The organism is Streptomyces sp. enrichment culture (assembly GCF_964272855.1).
Classification (GTDB): Bacteria; Actinomycetota; Actinomycetes; order Streptomycetales; family Streptomycetaceae; genus Streptomyces.
In genome coordinates, this window is record NZ_OZ186847.1 from 1384940 (window position 1) to 1402211 (window position 17272).

At 71.9% G+C, this 17272-nt stretch carries 15 protein-coding genes; 10 read left to right on the forward strand and 5 right to left on the reverse strand.

Going from position 1 to position 17272, the window contains the following annotated elements; all coding sequences use genetic code 11:
- The first annotated feature begins 115 nt into the window (after positions 1-115).
- The 3 genes from ACSU6L_RS05960 to ACSU6L_RS05970 are packed head-to-tail and all read left to right on the forward strand — an operon-like array spanning position 116 to position 2678.
- Positions 116-1000: an ABC transporter substrate-binding protein gene (locus tag ACSU6L_RS05960; protein WP_437054255.1), complete on the forward strand. Its 885-nt coding sequence runs from the start codon at positions 116-118 to the stop codon at positions 998-1000.
- A complete protein-coding gene (locus ACSU6L_RS05965; RefSeq protein ID WP_437054257.1) occupies positions 997-1917 on the forward strand; it encodes an amino acid ABC transporter permease in 921 nt (306 codons plus the stop codon). The genes ACSU6L_RS05960 and ACSU6L_RS05965 overlap by 4 nt, the downstream gene beginning before the upstream one ends.
- Positions 1914-2678 (forward strand): amino acid ABC transporter ATP-binding protein, encoded by a 765-nt coding sequence (locus ACSU6L_RS05970; protein WP_437054259.1) that lies wholly within the window; start codon positions 1914-1916, stop codon positions 2676-2678. The genes ACSU6L_RS05965 and ACSU6L_RS05970 overlap by 4 nt, the downstream gene beginning before the upstream one ends.
- Here the strand turns inward: ACSU6L_RS05970 and ACSU6L_RS05975 are convergent.
- The 4 genes from ACSU6L_RS05975 to ACSU6L_RS05990 all read right to left on the reverse strand — a co-directional run bounded on the left by ACSU6L_RS05975 (position 2665) and on the right by ACSU6L_RS05990 (position 9084).
- The gene (locus ACSU6L_RS05975) at positions 2665-3039 is read right to left on the reverse strand and encodes a hypothetical protein (protein WP_437054261.1); all 375 of its coding nucleotides are present in this window, start codon (positions 3037-3039) and stop codon (positions 2665-2667) included. The genes ACSU6L_RS05970 and ACSU6L_RS05975 overlap by 14 nt on opposite strands.
- Positions 3040-3573: 534 nt before the next feature.
- Complete coding sequence (locus ACSU6L_RS05980; protein ID WP_437054263.1) at positions 3574-5490, reverse strand: discoidin domain-containing protein; 1917 nt, start codon at positions 5488-5490, stop codon at positions 3574-3576.
- Positions 5491-5774: 284 nt separating this feature from the next.
- Positions 5775-7850 (reverse strand): elongation factor G, encoded by a 2076-nt coding sequence (gene fusA, locus ACSU6L_RS05985; RefSeq protein WP_437054265.1) that lies wholly within the window; start codon positions 7848-7850, stop codon positions 5775-5777.
- Positions 7851-8343: 493 nt separating this feature from the next.
- Positions 8344-9084, reverse strand: coding sequence for a nucleotidyltransferase domain-containing protein (locus tag ACSU6L_RS05990; protein ID WP_437054267.1), 741 nt, complete (start codon positions 9082-9084; stop codon positions 8344-8346).
- 78 nt (positions 9085-9162) lie between these two features.
- Between ACSU6L_RS05990 and ACSU6L_RS05995 the strand changes: the two genes are divergently transcribed.
- From ACSU6L_RS05995 to ACSU6L_RS06020, 6 genes are all read left to right on the forward strand, one after another.
- Positions 9163-10332 (forward strand): NAD(P)/FAD-dependent oxidoreductase, encoded by a 1170-nt coding sequence (locus ACSU6L_RS05995; protein WP_437054269.1) that lies wholly within the window; start codon positions 9163-9165, stop codon positions 10330-10332.
- Positions 10333-10391: 59 nt separating this feature from the next.
- Positions 10392-10727 carry a (2Fe-2S)-binding protein gene (locus tag ACSU6L_RS06000; RefSeq protein ID WP_437054271.1) on the forward strand — a complete coding sequence of 112 codons (336 nt, stop codon included), beginning with the start codon at positions 10392-10394 and terminating at the stop codon, positions 10725-10727.
- Positions 10720-12195 carry an FAD-dependent oxidoreductase gene (locus tag ACSU6L_RS06005; protein WP_437054273.1) on the forward strand — a complete coding sequence of 492 codons (1476 nt, stop codon included), beginning with the start codon at positions 10720-10722 and terminating at the stop codon, positions 12193-12195. The genes ACSU6L_RS06000 and ACSU6L_RS06005 overlap by 8 nt, the downstream gene beginning before the upstream one ends.
- 234 nt (positions 12196-12429) lie before the next feature.
- A complete protein-coding gene (locus ACSU6L_RS06010; RefSeq protein ID WP_437054275.1) occupies positions 12430-13368 on the forward strand; it encodes a dihydrodipicolinate synthase family protein in 939 nt (312 codons plus the stop codon).
- Between the two features lie 12 nt (positions 13369-13380).
- Positions 13381-14382 (forward strand): proline racemase family protein, encoded by a 1002-nt coding sequence (locus ACSU6L_RS06015; RefSeq protein ID WP_437054277.1) that lies wholly within the window; start codon positions 13381-13383, stop codon positions 14380-14382.
- A gap of 46 nt (positions 14383-14428) precedes the next feature.
- Positions 14429-15109 (forward strand): GntR family transcriptional regulator, encoded by a 681-nt coding sequence (locus ACSU6L_RS06020; protein WP_437054279.1) that lies wholly within the window; start codon positions 14429-14431, stop codon positions 15107-15109.
- 62 nt (positions 15110-15171) lie between these two features.
- On the opposite strand, the gene ACSU6L_RS06025 is transcribed toward ACSU6L_RS06020, so the two are convergent.
- Positions 15172-16395 carry a saccharopine dehydrogenase family protein gene (locus ACSU6L_RS06025; protein WP_437054282.1) on the reverse strand — a complete coding sequence of 408 codons (1224 nt, stop codon included), beginning with the start codon at positions 16393-16395 and terminating at the stop codon, positions 15172-15174.
- Positions 16396-16549: 154 nt separating this feature from the next.
- On the opposite strand from ACSU6L_RS06025, the gene ACSU6L_RS06030 reads away from it, so the two are divergent.
- Complete coding sequence (locus tag ACSU6L_RS06030) at positions 16550-17266, forward strand: TetR/AcrR family transcriptional regulator (RefSeq protein ID WP_437054284.1); 717 nt, start codon at positions 16550-16552, stop codon at positions 17264-17266.
- Positions 17267-17272 lie beyond the last annotated feature (6 nt).

Here is a 17272-nt window from a genome sequence, read left to right on the forward strand (position 1 = left end):
GCGTCAGTCCCGACCCCTGCCCGCCCGTTCACGAACCTGCAACACCCGTTCCCATCATGTGGATTATCACGGAACGCCCTCGACAAAGCGGGGAGATCGCTGCCACTCTCCCGCCATGTCTCTCGCCCCTCGCGTCCTGCGCCGCGTCCTCGCCGGCGCCACCGTCGCCCTCCTCGCGACCGCCGTCGGCTGCGCCCCGCAGCCGGAGGACGGCGCGTCCGCCGAGCCCTCCGGTTCGGCCGGCGCTTCCTGCACCCCGGGCAAGCTCCCCACGAAGACTTCCGGCAAGCTGACGATCGCCACCGACCAGCCCGCCTACGAGCCGTGGTTCAAGGACGACGACCCGTCCAACGGCAAGGGCTTCGAGTCGGCCGTCGCGTACGCCGTGGCGAAGAGGCTGGGGTACGGCAAGGACGCCGTGGTCTGGCAGAGCGTGCCGTTCAACAAGGCGTTCGCCCCGGGTGAGAAGACCTTCGACTTCGACATCAACCAGGTCTCCGTCAGCGACGAGCGCAAGAAGGCCGTGGACTTCTCGTCCGGCTACTACGACGTGCGCCAGGCCGTCATCGCGCTGAAGGACTCCAAGGCCGCGAAGGCGGACCGCGTCGCGGACCTCAAGGGCCTCAAGCTGGGCGCCCAGGTCGGTACGACCAGCCTCGCCTACATCGAGGACGTCGTGCAGCCGACTCGGGACGCCGCCGTCTACGGCAAGAACGACCAGGCCAAGTCCGCGCTGAAGAACGGCCAGGTCGACGCGATCGTGGTCGACCTGCCGACCGCCTTCTACATCACCGCCGCCGAGGTGACCGATGCGCAGATCATCGGCCAGTTCGAGAACCGGGGCGGCACCGCGGAGCAGTTCGGGCTTGCGCTGGACAAGGGCAGCGCCCTCACAGCCTGCGTGACGGACGCTGTCGACGCGCTCCGCGAGGACGGCACCCTGGCGAAGCTCGAACAGCTGTGGCTGGCCGACGCGGTCGACGCCCCGGTGCTCAAGTGACCGTCGTCAAGGACGAGCCCGGCCGGGACGACGCGAACGACGGAGACCACGACAAGCGTGCCGTCGAGGGCCCGTACGTCCCGTCGCCGCGCCGGCTGGAGCGCGAGCGGTACCGGCGTACCCGCGCTCGCCGCGCCACGGCGATCGCCGCCCTCTCCACCCTGGTCACCGGAGCCGCCCTCTACCTGCTCGTCGTCAACGCGCCCGGCTGGCCGCGCACCAAGGAGACCTTCTTCGACGTCCAGTACGCGCGCGAGGCGTTCCCCGAGGTCCTGGAGGGGCTCTGGCTGAATCTGCGGCTCCTGCTGGTGTGCGGCGCCGCCGTGCTGGTCCTCGGCATGCTCATCGCGGTGGCCCGCACCCTGCGCGGCCCGGTGTTCTTCCCACTGCGGGTGCTGGCGGCGGCGTACACGGACTTCTTCCGCGGGCTTCCGCTGATCATCAACCTGATGATCGTGGTCCTGGGCGTCCCCGCGCTGCGCCTTCAGGGCGTCACCGTCGACCCGGTGCTGCTCGGCGGCACGGCGCTGACGCTGACGTACTCGGCGTACGTGGCGGAGGTGTTCCGCGCCGGCATCGAGTCGGTGCACCCCTCACAGCGCGCCGCTGCCCGCTCCCTGGGCCTGACCAACCGGCAGGCGCTGCGATTCGTGGTACTGCCGCAGGCGGTACGCCGCCAGGTGCCGCCGCTGCTGAACGACCTGGTGTCCCTGCAGAAGGACACCGGTCTGGTGTCGATCGGCGGCGCGGTCGACGCCGTGCGCGCGGCCGACATCATCGCGGGCCGCAGCCTCAACTACACGCCGTACATCGTGGCCGGGCTGGTGTTCGTCGCCCTGACCATTCCGATGACCCGCTTCACGGACTGGGTGACGGCCCGGATGGACCGCCGTCGGGCGCAAGGAGGAACGACATGAGCGACGATGTGCCGGTGCTGCGCATGGAGTCCGTCCGCAAGACCTTCGGCGGTTCGGTCGTCCTGCGGGACGTCGACCTGGAGGTCGCCCCGCACACGGTGACCGCGCTGATCGGTGCCTCCGGCTCCGGCAAGTCGACACTGCTGCGGTGCGCCGGCCTCCTGGAGGACGTCACCGACGGGGCGATCTGGCTGGACGGCGAGGAGATCACCGACCCGCGCGTCGACCAGAACGCGGTCCGGCGCCGGATCGGCGTGGTCTTCCAGGCGTACAACTTGTTCCCTCACATGACGGTGCTGGAGAACATCACACTCGCGCCGCGCCGGGTGCACCGCATCCCTCGCGGCCAAGCCGAGGAGCAGGCCCGGGAGTCGCTGGAACGGCTCGGGCTGGGGGGCAGAGCGGGCGAGTACCCGGACCGGCTCAGCGGCGGCCAGCAACAGCGGGTGGCGCTCGCGCGCGCCCTCGCCGTACGTCCCCGGCTGCTGCTGCTCGACGAGATCACCGCGGCCCTCGATCCGGAGCTGGTCGGCGAGGTGCTGGACGTCGTGCGCGACCTCAAGGGCGACGGCATGACCATGGTGCTGGCGACGCACGAGATGGGCTTCGCCCGCGAGGTCGCCGACCAGGTCTGCTTCCTGGACGGGGGCGTGGTGCTGGAGCACGGCACCGCCGAGCAGGTCTTCGGCGACCCGCGGCAGGAGCGCACACGGCGCTTCCTGCGGCGGATCGTGGAGGCGGGCCGAGTCACAGGTCATTGAAGTTCCAGAACAGGCCGACCTCGGTGTCCGAGACCACGACGAGGCCGCAATCCTCCGTGAAGACGCTCATCGGGCTGTACCCCAGGCTCTCCAGCGTGAAGTCGAGTGTGCCGGGCGCGCTGCCGGTCTTGGTGACGTTGGTGCGATAGGTGGCGTCGGTTCCATAACGTGCGAGGACCGTGCGCGCCATCGCCCGCAGCTCGTCCGGGGACTCGTCGAAGTACTGGAGGCTGGACAGCGTGCAGCCGCCCTCGGTGAGGGCCAGGAGCAGGCTTTCGGCGCTGTCCCGGTCGATCTCCTCGAGGCGCGGCGCGACGTACTCCGGAGTGTGGGCCGCGAAGGGCCACCTGGGGTTCCCCACACGCTCGGGGGGGCCGCCTCCGCGTCGTCGACGCGGGCCCAGCCACGGGGGTCCGGCGCGGCTCGGGCCATCAGCAGGAGGACATCGAGTGTCCAGTCCTCGTGGCGGCGCGGACCGGTGGCGATAGAAGCGAACGCGTCCCTGTACAGGTGGCGCACGGCGGCGTCCCAGAACGCCTGGTCGGCGGACATGTGGTGCGGGCCTTTCTCGGCGGGGCCAGGGCTTGCAGGTCATCGACGTCACGGCCGTGAACGGCGGATTGCGACTGCTGTCGTATGTGAGACGCGTGTCGATGCCGTTCACGTTTCGTACACCTTGGCGTTCATCCCGCCCTCCTTGTACCCGGACAACGGGTCGTTCGGGTCCCCTGGCTGCTTGAACACGCTGCGGCCACTCGACTCACCGGGCGGCGCGGTCGAGAGGAAGCAGAGGTCAACCGCTGCCGGCGTCCAGTAGTTGCGTCGGCCGGTGCACCGGCTTGGCGTTCTTCGCTGGACGCCAGCAGCGGCCATCGAGAGGAAGTGTCGGCCCGCGCTACCGCTTCTGCTCGACCTTCACCCAGTCCACCTCCGCCTGCACTTCCCCGGCCGCTATGCGGTCCACGCTGGACTGCGGCAGGCCCCAGTACGGGCTCGTCACCTTGTTCCAGCCCGCCGGGTAGGCGCCGCCGAGGGCGAGGTTGAGGATGACGTACTGGTTGTGGTCGTAGACCCACTGGCCGCGGGTCGATTCGAGCTTGTTGCGGGTGGTCTCCTGGACCAGGCGGTCGTCGACGTAGAAGCGCATGCCCGTCGGGGTCCATTCGACGGCGTAGGTGTGCCACTGGTCGGCGCGGCCGCCGTTCGGGTAGGTCTGGCGGGCGCCGATGCTGCCGTCGGCGGAGTAGCCGGGGCCGTGCAGGGCGGTGCTGGTCCAGTCGGCGTAGCCGATGTTCTCCATGATGTCGGTCTCGCCGGAGGCGGGCCAGGAGACGGACGGGTCGTCGACGTCGCTGCCGAGCAGCCAGAAGGCGGGCCAGAAGCCGTCGCCGACCGGGAGTTTCATGCGGGCGCTGACGCGGCCGTAGGTGAAGTCGAACTTGGTGTTGGTGTCGATGCGGCCCGAGGTGAAGTCGTACGTCCCGCCGCCGGCCTGGGTGCAGCCCTTGCAGTGCTTGGCGCGCAGGACCAGGTTTCCGTTCTCGGTGCGGATGTTGTCGGCGGAGTCGACGTAGGCCTGTGCCTCGCCGTTGACCGAGCCCATCTCGGTACCGGTGCGTACGACACGCCACTTGGAGCGGTCGAGGGAGGCGCCGGTGAAGTCGTCGAAGAACGTCGTCCGGTACGTCCCTCCCTGGTCGGCGGGGAGAGGCGGGTACGCGGCGGAGGCGCTGCCGCCGGTGCCCCAGACCTGGAACTCGTAGAGGGAGTAGCCGAACTGGGCGGTCGACGGGGCCGGGTTGTGGAAGGAGCGGCGCTCCTTGCCGAGCATGCGCACGTAGCGGCCGGTGGCCGGTTGCGGGAGCCTGACGTTGTCGTGGCGGCCCGTGGCCTCCGCCGGTGACTTGACGTCGGCGCGGCGGGCGGCCACCTCGGCCGCGGTCGGCCGGTACAGCGTGCGCCAGGTGCGGTTGTCGTCGGAGACCTGGAGTTCGTAGTCGACGGCGTAGGCCGCCTCCCAGTACAGGTCCACGGTGTCGATCGTGGACGCCGCGCCCAGGTCGACGGAGATCCAGCGGTCCTTGTTCCAGTCACTGGACCAGCGGGTGGTGTCGTCCTTGAGGTTCGCCGGCCAGCCGCCGTCGGTGACGAACGCCGGTGAGTTCCCCACGTGTTGGTAGTAGTTCGAGTAGGCCGGGTGGTTCAGGGCCAGGTTGGCGCGGGTGGTGGACGCGGGGGCCGGTTCGCCGCCGTAGACCTTGAAGGAGTAGAGCGAGTAGCCGTAGGGGGTGGCGCGTTCCTGGCCGCGCAGGCGGATGTAGCGGCCCGTCACCTCCTGGGGGTACGTGTGTGCGGTGACCGTTCCTCCGGTGCCGGCGGTCTCCGTGTAGAAGGGGGTCCAGTCGGTGCCGTTCTTCGAGATCTCCAGGACGTATCTCTTGCCGTAGGCGGCCTCCCAGTCGAGGGTCACGCGGTCGACGCGGAGGGTCGTGCCGAGGTCGAGGCGGATCCAGGCGTCGTCGGCGAAGTCGCTGGACCAGCGGGTTCCGGGGTTGCCGTCGAAGGCGAGGCCGGGGGCGGTGGCGCCGTTCTCGCTGCCGGAGGCGGTGACCGCCGCCGGGTTCGCGGCGTAGGCGGCGGCCGCGCGGTCCGTGTCCCACGCGGCGGCCGCCTGGACGGCTTCGGGCGCGGCGGTGGCCGGCCCCGTGAGGGCCGGGCTCGCCGCGAGGAGGGTGAGGGCGGCGAGGGCGGTCAGGAGAGTGCGGGAGGTTCGTGAGGTGACGCGTGTTGTGGCGGGGGTGCGTGATGGCATGCGGCTCTCCCTGGGTGGGGGCGGGGGCCTGCCGGGCTGTCTGTCCGGAGGCGTCCTCAGGGCTTAATTTAGGCCGTGAGTTAAACGTCAACTTGCTTGCGCGTCAAGGGTTTGAACGTTGATTCGCGAACCGTGCCGCCGTCATTGACGGGTTGGGACGGGTCGGGCCCCCTCCCGGGCGCGGGAGGGGGCCGTCAGCCCTCATCCGTCATCGGTCACCGGTCACCGGTCACCGGTCGTCGGACGTCGGTCGTCGGCCAGCACTCAACCGTCGGCTTGTACGGCTACCGTGTATGCGCGCTCACCGGGGCGGGCGCGTACCCGGTCGGGCGGGCCGTGAAGGTGCCCCGGCCCTGGGTACGACCACGCAACCGGGTGGCGTAGCCGAAGAGTTCGGCCAGCGGGACGGTCGCCATGACGACCGCCGCGCCCCCGCGGACCGCCGAGTCGGTCACCCGGCCGCGCCGCGCGGCGAGATCGCCGAGGACACCGCCCACGGCGTCCTCCGGGACGGTCACCGTGACCTCGGCGACCGGCTCCAGCAGCGCCATCGCCGAGGCGCGCAGGGCATTGAGGAGGGCGGCGCGGCCTGCCGTGCGGAACGCCATCTCGGAGGAGTCCTTCACATGGGTCGCCCCGTCGGTGAGGGTCACCTTGATGCCGGTCACCGGGTGACCACCCAGCGGCCCCTCGGCCAGCGCGTCCCGGCAGCCCGCCTCGACCGCCCGGACGTACTCCTGCGGCACCCGCCCGCCGACCACCGTCGAACGGAACACGAATCCCGTGCCGCCGGGCTCGGCGTGCAGCGGCTCGACGTCCAGCACGACGTGGGCGAACTGGCCCGCGCCGCCGTCCTGTTTGACGTGCCGGTGGACGTGTCCGGTCACCCCGTGCACGACCGTCTCCCGGTGGGCGACTCGCGGCCGTCCGATACCGACCTCCAGTCCGTGGTCCCGCCGGATCTTCTCCACGGCGACCTCGAGGTGCAGCTCGCCCATGCCCGACAGCACCGTCTGGCCGGTCTCCGGGTCGGTCCGCACCACCAGTGACGGGTCCTCCTCGGCGAGCCGGGCGAGCGCGGTCGCCAGCCGCTCGGTGTCACCGGTACGGCGTGCCTCGACCGCCACGGAGACCACCGGGTCGGCGACATTGGGCGGCTCGAGAACGATGGGCGCGTCCTGCGCGCACAGCGTCGCGCCTGCCCGCGTGGACTTCAGCCCTACGACGGCCACGATGTCACCGGCCGTCGCGCGCTCCAGCGGGGCGTGCCGGTCGGCCTGCACCCGCAGGATCCGGCCGATCCGCTCGGTGCGGCGGGCGGTCGCGTCCCACACGGTGTCTCCCTTCTCGATCGTTCCGGAGTAGACGCGGAGGTAGGTGAGCCGGCCGGTGGGGGTGGCGTGGACCTTGAAGGCGAGGGCGGCGAACGGGGCTCGGGGGTCGGCGGACCGCTCGGGGACGGGATTTCGTATACCGTCGTCCGTCTCTTGGACACCGTGTACCGGCGGCACGTCGACCGGCGACGGCAGATAGGCCACCACCGCGTCCAGCAGCGGTTCGATGCCGCGGTTGCGGTACGCCGAGCCGCACAGCACGACCACGCCGTCACCACTGTGTGTCAGCTCGCGCAGGGCGGCGACGAGCGTTCCGGTGGACACCGTCGACCGCATACAGAATTCGTCCAGCGCGCCTGTGTGCAATTCGGCCACCGCTTCCTCCAGCGTCCGCCGATGCCGCCGCGCCTCCTCCAGCAGCTCCGCCGGCACCGGCCCTTCCACGGCGCCTTCGCCGTGCTCGTCCCAGATCAGGGCACGCATCCGGACCAGGTCCACGACACCCCGGAAGCCGTCTTCCGTACCGACCGGGAGGTGCACGACGAGCGGCACCGGGTGGAGTCGGTCACGTATCGACGCGACGGCCGCGTCCAGGTCGGCGCCGACGCGGTCCATCTTGTTGACGAAGGCGATCCTCGGCACGCCGTGCCGGTCCGCCTGCCGCCACACCGACTCGCTCTGCGGCTCGACGCCCGCGACGGCGTCGAACACGGCGACCGCCCCGTCCAGCACCCGCAGCGACCGCTCCACCTCGTCGGCGAAGTCGACGTGGCCCGGGGTGTCGATCAGATTGACGCGGTGGCCGGCCCAGGCGCAGCTGACCGCCGCCGCGAAGATGGTGATGCCGCGGTCCCGCTCCTGCGGGTCGAAGTCGGTGACGGTGGTGCCGTCGTGGACCTCGCCGCGCTTGTGGGTGGTTCCGGTGGCGTACAGGATCCGCTCGGTCAGGGTGGTCTTGCCCGCGTCGACGTGGGCGAGGATGCCGAGGTTGCGGACGGTGGTGAGGCTGTCGAGGTTGCTGCGCACGGCCCATGGCCTTTCGAAGTGTGGTGTGCGGAAGGGCAGCGCGATGAGCCGTGAGAAGGCGGGGGCGGTGGGCGGCCGTCAGCTGTCGACTGTCGACTGTCGACTGCCGGTGGTCGGCTATTGATGGTCGACTGTCGACAGTCAGCTGACCGGTCAGCTGTTCCGCCAGCTGTTCAACGGTCAGCCATGGTCGTCGACTGATTGGCCCTCAGGTATCGGAAGGCGCCGATCGCGCCCGCTCCAGTCCTGTTCTCTTCGTCACGGCATCCGGTGCCGGCCGCGCAGCGGGCACCGGGCGGCCGTGGACACCAGGATCACCTCGTAGCGGGAGGGGGGAACGATGACAGCGGTGCGGTCTCGCACGGCCCGGCTCCCCTCGCTCGACTGGCTTCACACGGCGGCGTACCGCCGTCCGCACCGCCGTCTCGTGGCGATGCGCGATCACTCGGCGAGTGTAGGGAAGGCGGGCGGGCGAGGTCACCGAGTTTTTTCCTCAGCCGGCCTCGGTCGACCCCTCGGGTGCGTGGACCGGCGCCTCCGGCGTGTAGAAGTGCGCCCGCACCCGTCGCAACCAGGCCTCGGCCGCGCCCTCGTCGGGCTGGTCGGGCAGGACGCTGCGTGTCCGGCCGAAGGCGGACTCGTAGTGGCGGAGGAGGGGCAGCGCGGCGGACGGGTCGGCGGCGACCTCCTCGCCGAACCGGTGGTAGCTCTCGGGGTCCTCCACCCGGATGGTCAGTCGGCCGGTGGCGTACAGCTCGAATCCCTGGTGGCACAGCCGCTTGAGGTGGCGGGCGTGTTTGGCGGAGCGTCTGCGGCTGGGCGTTTCGGTCGCGTCGGCGGCGATACGGTTCTGCAGCTTTCTGAACTGCTGGGTGGCGTAACCGAGATAGGCGTCGCGCACCCGGCGGGCGCTCAGCAGCGTGCCGCGGATGTCGATCAGCTCGTCACCAAGCGGGGTGCGCACCTCGTACAACTCGTCCGGCAGCCATACGAGTTCCGTCACGGTCGGGTTGCCGCCGAGGGCGAGCCGGCACCATTTCGCGGCCTCGTGCAGGGTGCGGTCCGGCGCCGTGGAGACGTGGGACTCCTTCGGCCCGTGCAGTCCGTGCAGGGATTCGGTGGGCGCGGCGAACACGCCGAGCCGGTCCACGTCGGAGTCCTCGTGGGCGAGGCCGTACGCGGTCGAGCCGACGATTCCGGACAGCAGGATGTTGTACACAGTCACCCGCGTCATGATGCAGCGTCCCCCCGATCGCCTCACACGTATTTCCGCCCTCTCCCCGCGCGATGCGCCATGTGACATATTACTGGCGTGGCCAAGCAACCGAGCTGCGACGTCGTCGTCGTGGGCGCCGGCATGGTGGGCGCCGCCTGTGCGCTGTACGCGGCCCGCGCGGGTCTCGACGTCACCCTGGTCGACCGCGGCCCGGTGGCCGGCGGCACCACGGGTGCGGGTGAGGGCAATCTCCTGGTGTCCGACAAGGAGCCCGGCCCGGAGCTCCGGCTCGCGCTCCGTTCCCTGCGCTTGTGGGCGGAACTGGCCGAGGAGTTCGGTCCGGCGATCGAGTACGAGCCCAAGGGCGGGGTGGTCGTGGCCTCCGGGCCCGGGGGACTCACCGCCCTCACCGAGCTGGCCGCTGCCCAACGCGCCGCCGGCGTGGAGGCGGTGACCTTCGACGCCGAACGCCTAGCCGAGCTGGAACCGCGCCTGGCACCTGGTCTCGCGGGCGGCGTGTACTACCCCCAGGACGCCCAGGTGATGCCCGCCCTGGCCGCCGCGCATCTGATCCGCGCGTCGGGTGCGCGGCTGCTCACGGGGACGACGGTCACCGGTGTACTGCATACAGCCGACGGCACGGTGCGCGGCGTACGCACCGATCAGGGGGAGCTGCACGCTCCGGCCGTCGTGAACGCCGCCGGCACCTGGGGCGGCGAACTGGCCGCGCTGGCGGGCGTCCGGCTTCCGGTCCTTCCCCGGCGCGGCTTTGTCCTGGTGACCGAGCCGCTGCCGCGGTATGCGGTACGGCACAAGGTGTACGCAGCCGACTATGTGGCGGATGTCGCCAGCGACTCCGCGGCCCTGCAGACCTCGCCGGTGGTGGAGTCGACGGCGGCGGGACCGGTGCTGATCGGCGCGAGCCGGGAGCGGGTCGGCTTCGACCGCTCGTTCTCGCTGCCGGTCGTACGGGCACTGGCGGCGGGCGCGGTGCGGCTGTTCCCGTTTCTCTCTGGGGTGCGAGTGATGCGGACGTATATCGGTTTCCGCCCGTATCTGCCGGACCATCTGCCGGCGATCGGCGCCGATCCTCGGATGCCGGGGCTGTTGCATGCCTGCGGGCACGAGGGCGCGGGCATCGGGCTGGCGCCCGCTACCGGGCAGTTGATCGCGCGGGTACTGACCGGGCAGGTGCCGGCCGGGAGGCAGCCGGAGCTGGATCTTTCGCCGTTCCGGCCGGATCGGTTCACACAGGAGCCCGCATGAAGCATTCAGTAGCCCGTATGAAGCGTTCGGTAGACCTTATGAGGCGTTCGGGAGGCCGTATGGAGCATTTCGGATATCGCATACACCGTACGCGCGCACTCCCCCTCGACCTCGTCCGAGCCAACCCCGATCCTCCGTTCTCCCTCACCTTCGACGGCCAGGAGATCCAGGCGCTGCCCGGTCAGACCGTCGCCGCGGCACTCTGGTCGGTCGGGATCACCGCCTGGCGGACCACACGGGGATCGGGGAGTCCGCGAGGCGTGTTCTGCGGTATCGGTGTCTGTTTCGACTGCCTGGTGACCGTCGACGGCCGGCCCAACCAGCGTGCCTGTCTGGTACCGGCCGAGCCCGGTGCCGATGTCCGTACGCAGCGGGGGACGGGGCACGATGCGTGAGGGGACCGCCGAGCCGCGTGTCGCCGTGGTGGGGGCCGGTCCGGCCGGGCTGGCGGCGGCGCTCGCGGCGGCCGCCCGAGGCGTGCGCGTGCTGCTGCTCGACTCCGGCGCGGAACCGGGCGGGCAGTTCTACCGGCAGGTCGCGCCCGCGCTGCGGGTGAGCCGTCCGGAGCGGTTGCACCACCAGTGGCGCACCTGGGAGCGGCTGCGTGACGGGCTCGCCGCGCACCGGGCCGCCGGGCGGATCACTCATCTGTCGGAGCGTCATGTCTGGTCGGTCGAGCGGCAGCCGTACGGGCACGGGGCTTTCGTCGTGCACGCGCTGCTCGGGTCCGTGCAGGAGGAGTCCGAGGCCGTGCGGGCGGACGCCGTACTGCTCGCGACCGGCGGCTACGAGAGGGTGCTGCCGTTCCCCGGTTGGACACTGCCCGGTGTGGTCACCGTGGGTGGGGCGCAGGCCATGCTGAAGGGCGGGCTGGTCCTGCCCGGGCGTCGCGTGGTCGTAGCCGGCACCGGGCCGTTGCTGCTGCCGGTGGCGACCGGGCTCGCCGCGGCGGGCGCGGAGGTGGCGGCGCTGGTCGAGTCCGCCGCCCCCGAAGCTTTCGTACGGCATGCCCGTGCCGTGGCCGCCGAGCCCGCGAAGCTCGTCGAAGGCGCCGGATTCGCGGCACGGCTCGCGCGTCACCGCATCCGCCCGATGAGCGGTCACGTCGTCGTGGCCGCGCACGGTGATCAGCGGATCGACTCGGTGACCGTCGCCGCCCTCGACGCCGAGGGGCGGGAGCGGCCGGGCAGCCGGCGCCGTATCGTCTGCGACGCGCTCGCCGTGGGGCACGGCATGCTGCCGCACACCGACCTGGCCGACGCGCTCGGCTGCCGCCTGGCGGGCACGGCCGTCCACGTCGACGACGAGCAGCGCACTGACGTCCCGGGCGTGTGGGCGGCCGGTGAGGCCACCGGCGTCGGTGGCGCAGCGCTCGCGCTCGCCGAGGGGCACATCGCGGGCCGGTCGATCGCCGCGCGGCTGCGGGGCGGCGTTCCCGACCCGCGCGCGTGGGCGCCGGCCGCCCGCGTCCGTGGGCGGCTGCGCCGGTTCTCCGCGGCGCTCGACGCGGTGTACGCCCCGCCCGCCGGGTGGCCGGAGCTGGTCACCGACGAGACGGTGGTGTGCCGCTGCGAGGAGGTCACCGCCGGGGCGGTCCGCGAGGCCGTGGGCGTCCTCGGCGCGGGCGACCTGCGTACCGTGAAGCTGTTGACGCGGGCCGGGATGGGCTGGTGCCAGGGCCGGATGTGCGGGCCCGGCGTAGCCGGGGTCGCCGGGTGCGAGCCGGACCCGGCGCGGCGCGTGCCGACCCGGCCGGTGCCGCTCGGTGTGCTCGCCGAGGACGTCACCCGGCCCGCCCCCGCGGAGTCCCGGGGCTCCCGGAGGCCGCCCGGGAGTCCCCGAACTCCCGGAGAGCCACCGTGACTTCCGGAACTCCCGGAACTCCCGGAACTCTCTGAAACCCCGGAGACCCCGGAGACCCAAAAACTCCCCGGACTCCCACAGCCCCCTAACACTCTCCAGCCTCCTGCGACTCCCTGAACTCCCCGAACCGCCGGACTTCCCGAACTCCCGCACTCCCGAACCCCGGAGCCTCCCACCCCCTGAGCCAACCAACCCGCCACTGCCATGCCAAACCTCCCTGAAGGGGCACCCCCCATGACAGTCAGCGCGATCACCCCCGCCACCGCCCTCGCTCCCGCTCCCACCACCCCACCCCACCCCTGGCGCGGCCTCCTCGTCGCCACCGCGCTGCCGCTGGGCGCCGACCTCTACGTGGACTACGACCGGTACGCCGAGCACTGCGTCTGGCTGGTGGAGAACGGCTGCGACGGTGTCGTACCGAACGGCTCGCTCGGCGAGTACCAGGTGCTGAGCCCGGAAGAACGCGCCCGGGTGGTGGAGACGGCCGTGCAGGCGATCGGCGGGGAGCGGGTGATGCCCGGCGTCGCCGCGTACGGCTCGGCGGAGGCGCGGGGCTGGGCCGAGCAGGCGGGTGAGGCGGGCTGTGCGGCGGTGATGCTGCTGCCGCCGAACGCGTACCGTGCCGACGACCGTTCGGTGCTCGCCCACTACGCGGAGGTGGCGCGGGCGGGTCTGCCGGTCGTGGCGTACAACAACCCGATCGACACCAAGGTCGACCTGGTGCCGGAACTGCTCGCCCGGTTGCACGGCGAGGGCTGGATCCGCGCGGTGAAGGAGTTCTCCGGCGATGTGCGCCGCGCGTACCGGATCGCCGAGCTGGCCCCGGAGCTGGATCTGCTGATCGGTGCCGACGACGTGCTGCTGGAGCTGGCCGTGGCGGGCGCGAACGGCTGGGTCGCGGGGTATCCGAACGCACTGCCGCGCGCGTGTGCCGACCTGTACCGCGCGGCGGTGGCCGGGGATCTCGGCACGGCGGCGCCGCTGTACCGGCGGCTGCATCCGCTGCTGCGCTGGGACTCGCGCGTGGAGTTCGTGCAGGCGATCAAACGGTCGATGGATCTCGCCGGCCGGTACGGCGGCCCGGTCCGCCCGCCGCGGATGCCGCTGCTGCCCGAGCAGGAGGCCGCCGTCCGCGCGGCCACGGAGAAGGCCCTCGCGGCCGGACTGGCATAAGGAGAGGCCCGCATGCGCAGCAGACTGGTCCTGCACGCCGTCGACTCGCACACCGAGGGCATGCCCACCCGCGTGATCACCGGCGGGATCGGCACCCTCCCCGGCGCGACGATGAACGAGCGGCGGCTGTACTTCCGTGAACACCGTGACGACGTCAAGCGGTTGCTGATGAACGAGCCGCGCGGGCACGCGGCGATGAGCGGTGCCGTCCTGCAGCCACCGACCCGCCCCGACTGCGACTGGGGCGTGGTGTACATCGAGGTCTCCGGCTATCTGCCGATGTGCGGGCACGGCACGATCGGGGTGGCGACCGTGCTGGTGGAGACCGGCATGGTGGAGGTGACGGAACCGGTCACCACGATCCGGCTGGACACCCCGGCGGGGCTCGTGGTCGCCGAGGTCGCCGTCGAGGGCGGCGCGGCGCGGGCCGTGACGCTGCGGAACGTGCCGTCGTTCTGTGTGGGCCTGGGCCGTCAGGCGACGCTCGCGGACGGGCGGACGGTGACGTACGACCTGGCGTTCGGCGGCAACTTCTACGCCATCCTGCCGGTGGCGGAGCTGGGCCTGCCCTTCGACCGGGACCGCAAGGACGAGCTGCTTCAGGCCGGTCTCGCGCTGATGGAGGCGATCAACGCGGAGGAGGAGCCGGTGCATCCGGCGGATCCGTCGATCCGCGGCTGTCACCATGTGTACCTGGCCGCCCCCGGCTCCACCGCCCGTCACTCCCGGCACGCGATGGCCATCCATCCCGGCTGGTTCGACCGCTCCCCCTGCGGCACCGGCACCAGTGCCCGCATGGCGCAGCTGCACGCGCGCGGGGAACTCCCGCTGCGCACGGAGTTCGTCAACGAGTCGTTCATCGGGACCCGGTTCACGGGGCGGCTGCTGGGCACGACCGAGGTGGCGGGGATCCCGGCGGTGCTGCCGAGTTTCACCGGGCGCGCCTGGATCACGGGCACGGCCCAGTATCTGCTGGACCCCACCGACCCGTTCCCCGCCGGGTTCGTGCTCTGATCGTCGTACGACCGCTGCCGACCGCTCGCTCTGCTGGAGACACCCCATGCCCGCTCAGCCGACCCCCGACCCCGTCCTCCCCGTCCTCGGCGGGAAGCGGAGCAGCTACCGCGAGCGTGTCGCCGACGCGCTGCGGGCCGCGCTGATCGCGGGTGAGCTGCGGCCGGGCGCGGTGTACTCGGCGCCGGCGCTGGCCGCCCGGTTCGGCGTCTCCGCGACGCCGGTGCGGGAAGCGTTGCTGGACCTGGTGAAGGAGGGGCTGGTCGACGCGGTGCCCAACAAGGGGTTCCGGGTGACGGCCGTGTCGGAGCGGCAGCTCGACGAGTACACGCACGTTCGCTCGCTCATCGAGATACCCACCGTGGTGGGGCTGACCGGCACCGCCGAACCGGCCGCGCTCCAGGCCCTGCGGCCGACCGCCGAGGAGATCGTCACCGCCGCGGCGGCGGGCGACCTCATCGCGTACGTCGAGGCGGACACCCGCTTCCACCTGGGACTGCTCGCGCTCGCGGGCAACGGCCACCTCGTGGAGGTGGTCCGCGATCTGCGGGGCCGCTCCCGCCTCTACGGCCTGACCGCGCTGGCCGAGGCGGGCCGGCTGCGCGCTTCCGCCGAGGAGCATCTGGAGCTGCTGGACGCGCTGCTGGCCGGGGACGCGCCGGCGGTGCGGACGGTGATGACGCGTCACCTGGGGCACGTACGGGGGTTGTGGGCCGCGCCGGGCTGAGACCCCGAAGGCGCTCTGCGGGGAGCCCGAGGGAGTTCCGCTGGGAGCCGGGGCTGAACCGTTCAGCCCTGGTCGCGCAGGCCCCACGGGGAGCCGTACTCGGTGAGCAGGTCGAGGAAGGGACGCGGCGGGAAGGCCTCCGGGCCGAGGACGCCCCGGCCCGTCCAGGCGCCGGTGGCCAGCAGTTCGAGGGCGACGACGGGGTTGACGGCCGTCTGCCAGACGACGGCCTGTGAGCCGTACTCGCGCATCGACCACTGGTTGTCGACCACGTGGTAGAGGTACGCCTCTCGGGGCGCACCCTCCTTGGTGCCCTTGACCCAGGTGCCGGCGCAGGTCTTGCCGGTCATCCTGTCGCCGAGGGTGGCCGGGTCGGGCAGGCAGGCCGCCACGACGTCGCGCGGGGAGACCCGTACGGGCCCGTCCCCGCCGGGCACCGTGACGTCGGCGGTGGAGTCCAGCCCCAGCTCGTGGAGGGTCTTCAGCTTGGCGATGAAGTCGTCGCCGAGCCCGTACTTGAAGGTGACGCGGCGCGCGTCCACCCAGCGGGGGATCAGCAGCACCTCCTCGTGCTCCACGTTGACGCACTTCACCGGGCCGATGCCCTCGGGGAAGTCGAAGACCTCCGGCTCGCTGAACGGAGGGGTGGTGAACCAGCCGCGGTCCTTCTCATAGACCACGGGCGGGTTGAGGCATTCCTCGATGGTCGTCCAGATGCTGAAGGAGGGGGCGAAGTCGTAGCCCTCGACGGTCAGGTTCGCGCCGTCGCGGACGCCGATCTCCTCGATGTCGTCGAACAGCTCGTCGGCCGCGTAGCGGGCGAAGACGTCGGACAGGCCGGGTTCGACACCCATGCCGACCAGGGCCAGCCGGCCCGCCTCCTCCCAGCGCCGGGCCAGCGCGAACTGCTCGTCGCCCAGCTTCACCCCGCACTGCTCGTACGGGTGGTCGGCGTGCGGCGCCGACAGTGACATCGCCATGTCCACGTAGTGGGTGCCGGCCTCCAGGGCCGCCTGGAACAGCGGCATCACGAAGCGTGGGTCGGTGGCGTTGAGCAGCACGTCACAGCGCTGCTTCACGAGCACCCGGCGCACCGCCTCCGGGTCCGAGGCGTCCAGCCGCAGCGCGTCGAACCGGCCCTCCTCGGCACCCAGCGCCGCGACGGCGGCCTCGGCACGGGACAGGTCGTAGTCGGCGACCACCATGTGGGTGAGGAAGTCCCGGCGGGACGCGATCCGGGTGACGGCGGTTCCGACACCGCCCGCGCCCACGAGAAGCACTCGCATGTCACACACCTTTCGTCCGGGAGGCGACCGCCTCCGGCACGACCGATGCAACGGGATGGCGCGATGTAAGGTCAACCCTGTTGGCATAAGGTCGGCCGTTCGGCCCTGGGCACGACGGCGGCCGCAGCGCGAGGAGCAGGAGGAGGAGGCGGACATGACCAAGGCAGTGGTGCCGGAGACGGCACGCCGACGGCGGCGGCCCACCCGGAGCGGCACCGTGCTGTCCGAGGAGGTCATCGTGCGCACCGCCCTGCGCGTGCTGCGCGAACACGGCAGCACCGGGCTGACGGCGCGCCGTCTGGGCGCCGCCCTGGGTGCCGATCCGAGCACCCTCTACCGGTACTTCGCCGGAATGGACGACCTGACCAGGGCCATCGGGGACGAGCTGATGGGACAGGCGCTCGCCGGCTGGGAGGCGACCGGGGACTGGCGAGCCGATCTCCGGGCCCTGGGCCTCGCCGTGCACGCGTCCTACCTCGCCCATCCGCAGGCGGCCGTGCTCACCGCCAGCCGCGTCACCGGCAGGCCGCGCGAGATCGCGGTGGACGAGACGATCCTCGGCATCCTGCGCGGCGCCGGCCTGCCCGACCCGGCGGCGGTCCGCGTCTACCACGCGTTCATCGACCAGAGCCTCGCCTTCGCCGCGCTGGACGCGGGCTCGCTCGCGCTGACGGACGAGGCCCGTACGGCGGACGAGCGGATGTGGGAGTCCACGTACGCGCGGCTGCCGGCCGAGTCCCATCCGAACATCGCGGCCACCGCGCACCTGCTCGCCCGCCGCATGCCCCACAGCGCCTACCCGGCCGCACTGGAGATGCTGCTGGAGCACACGGCGGCACAGCTGGCGCGGACGGGTGCCGGGTCCGGCTAACGGGTG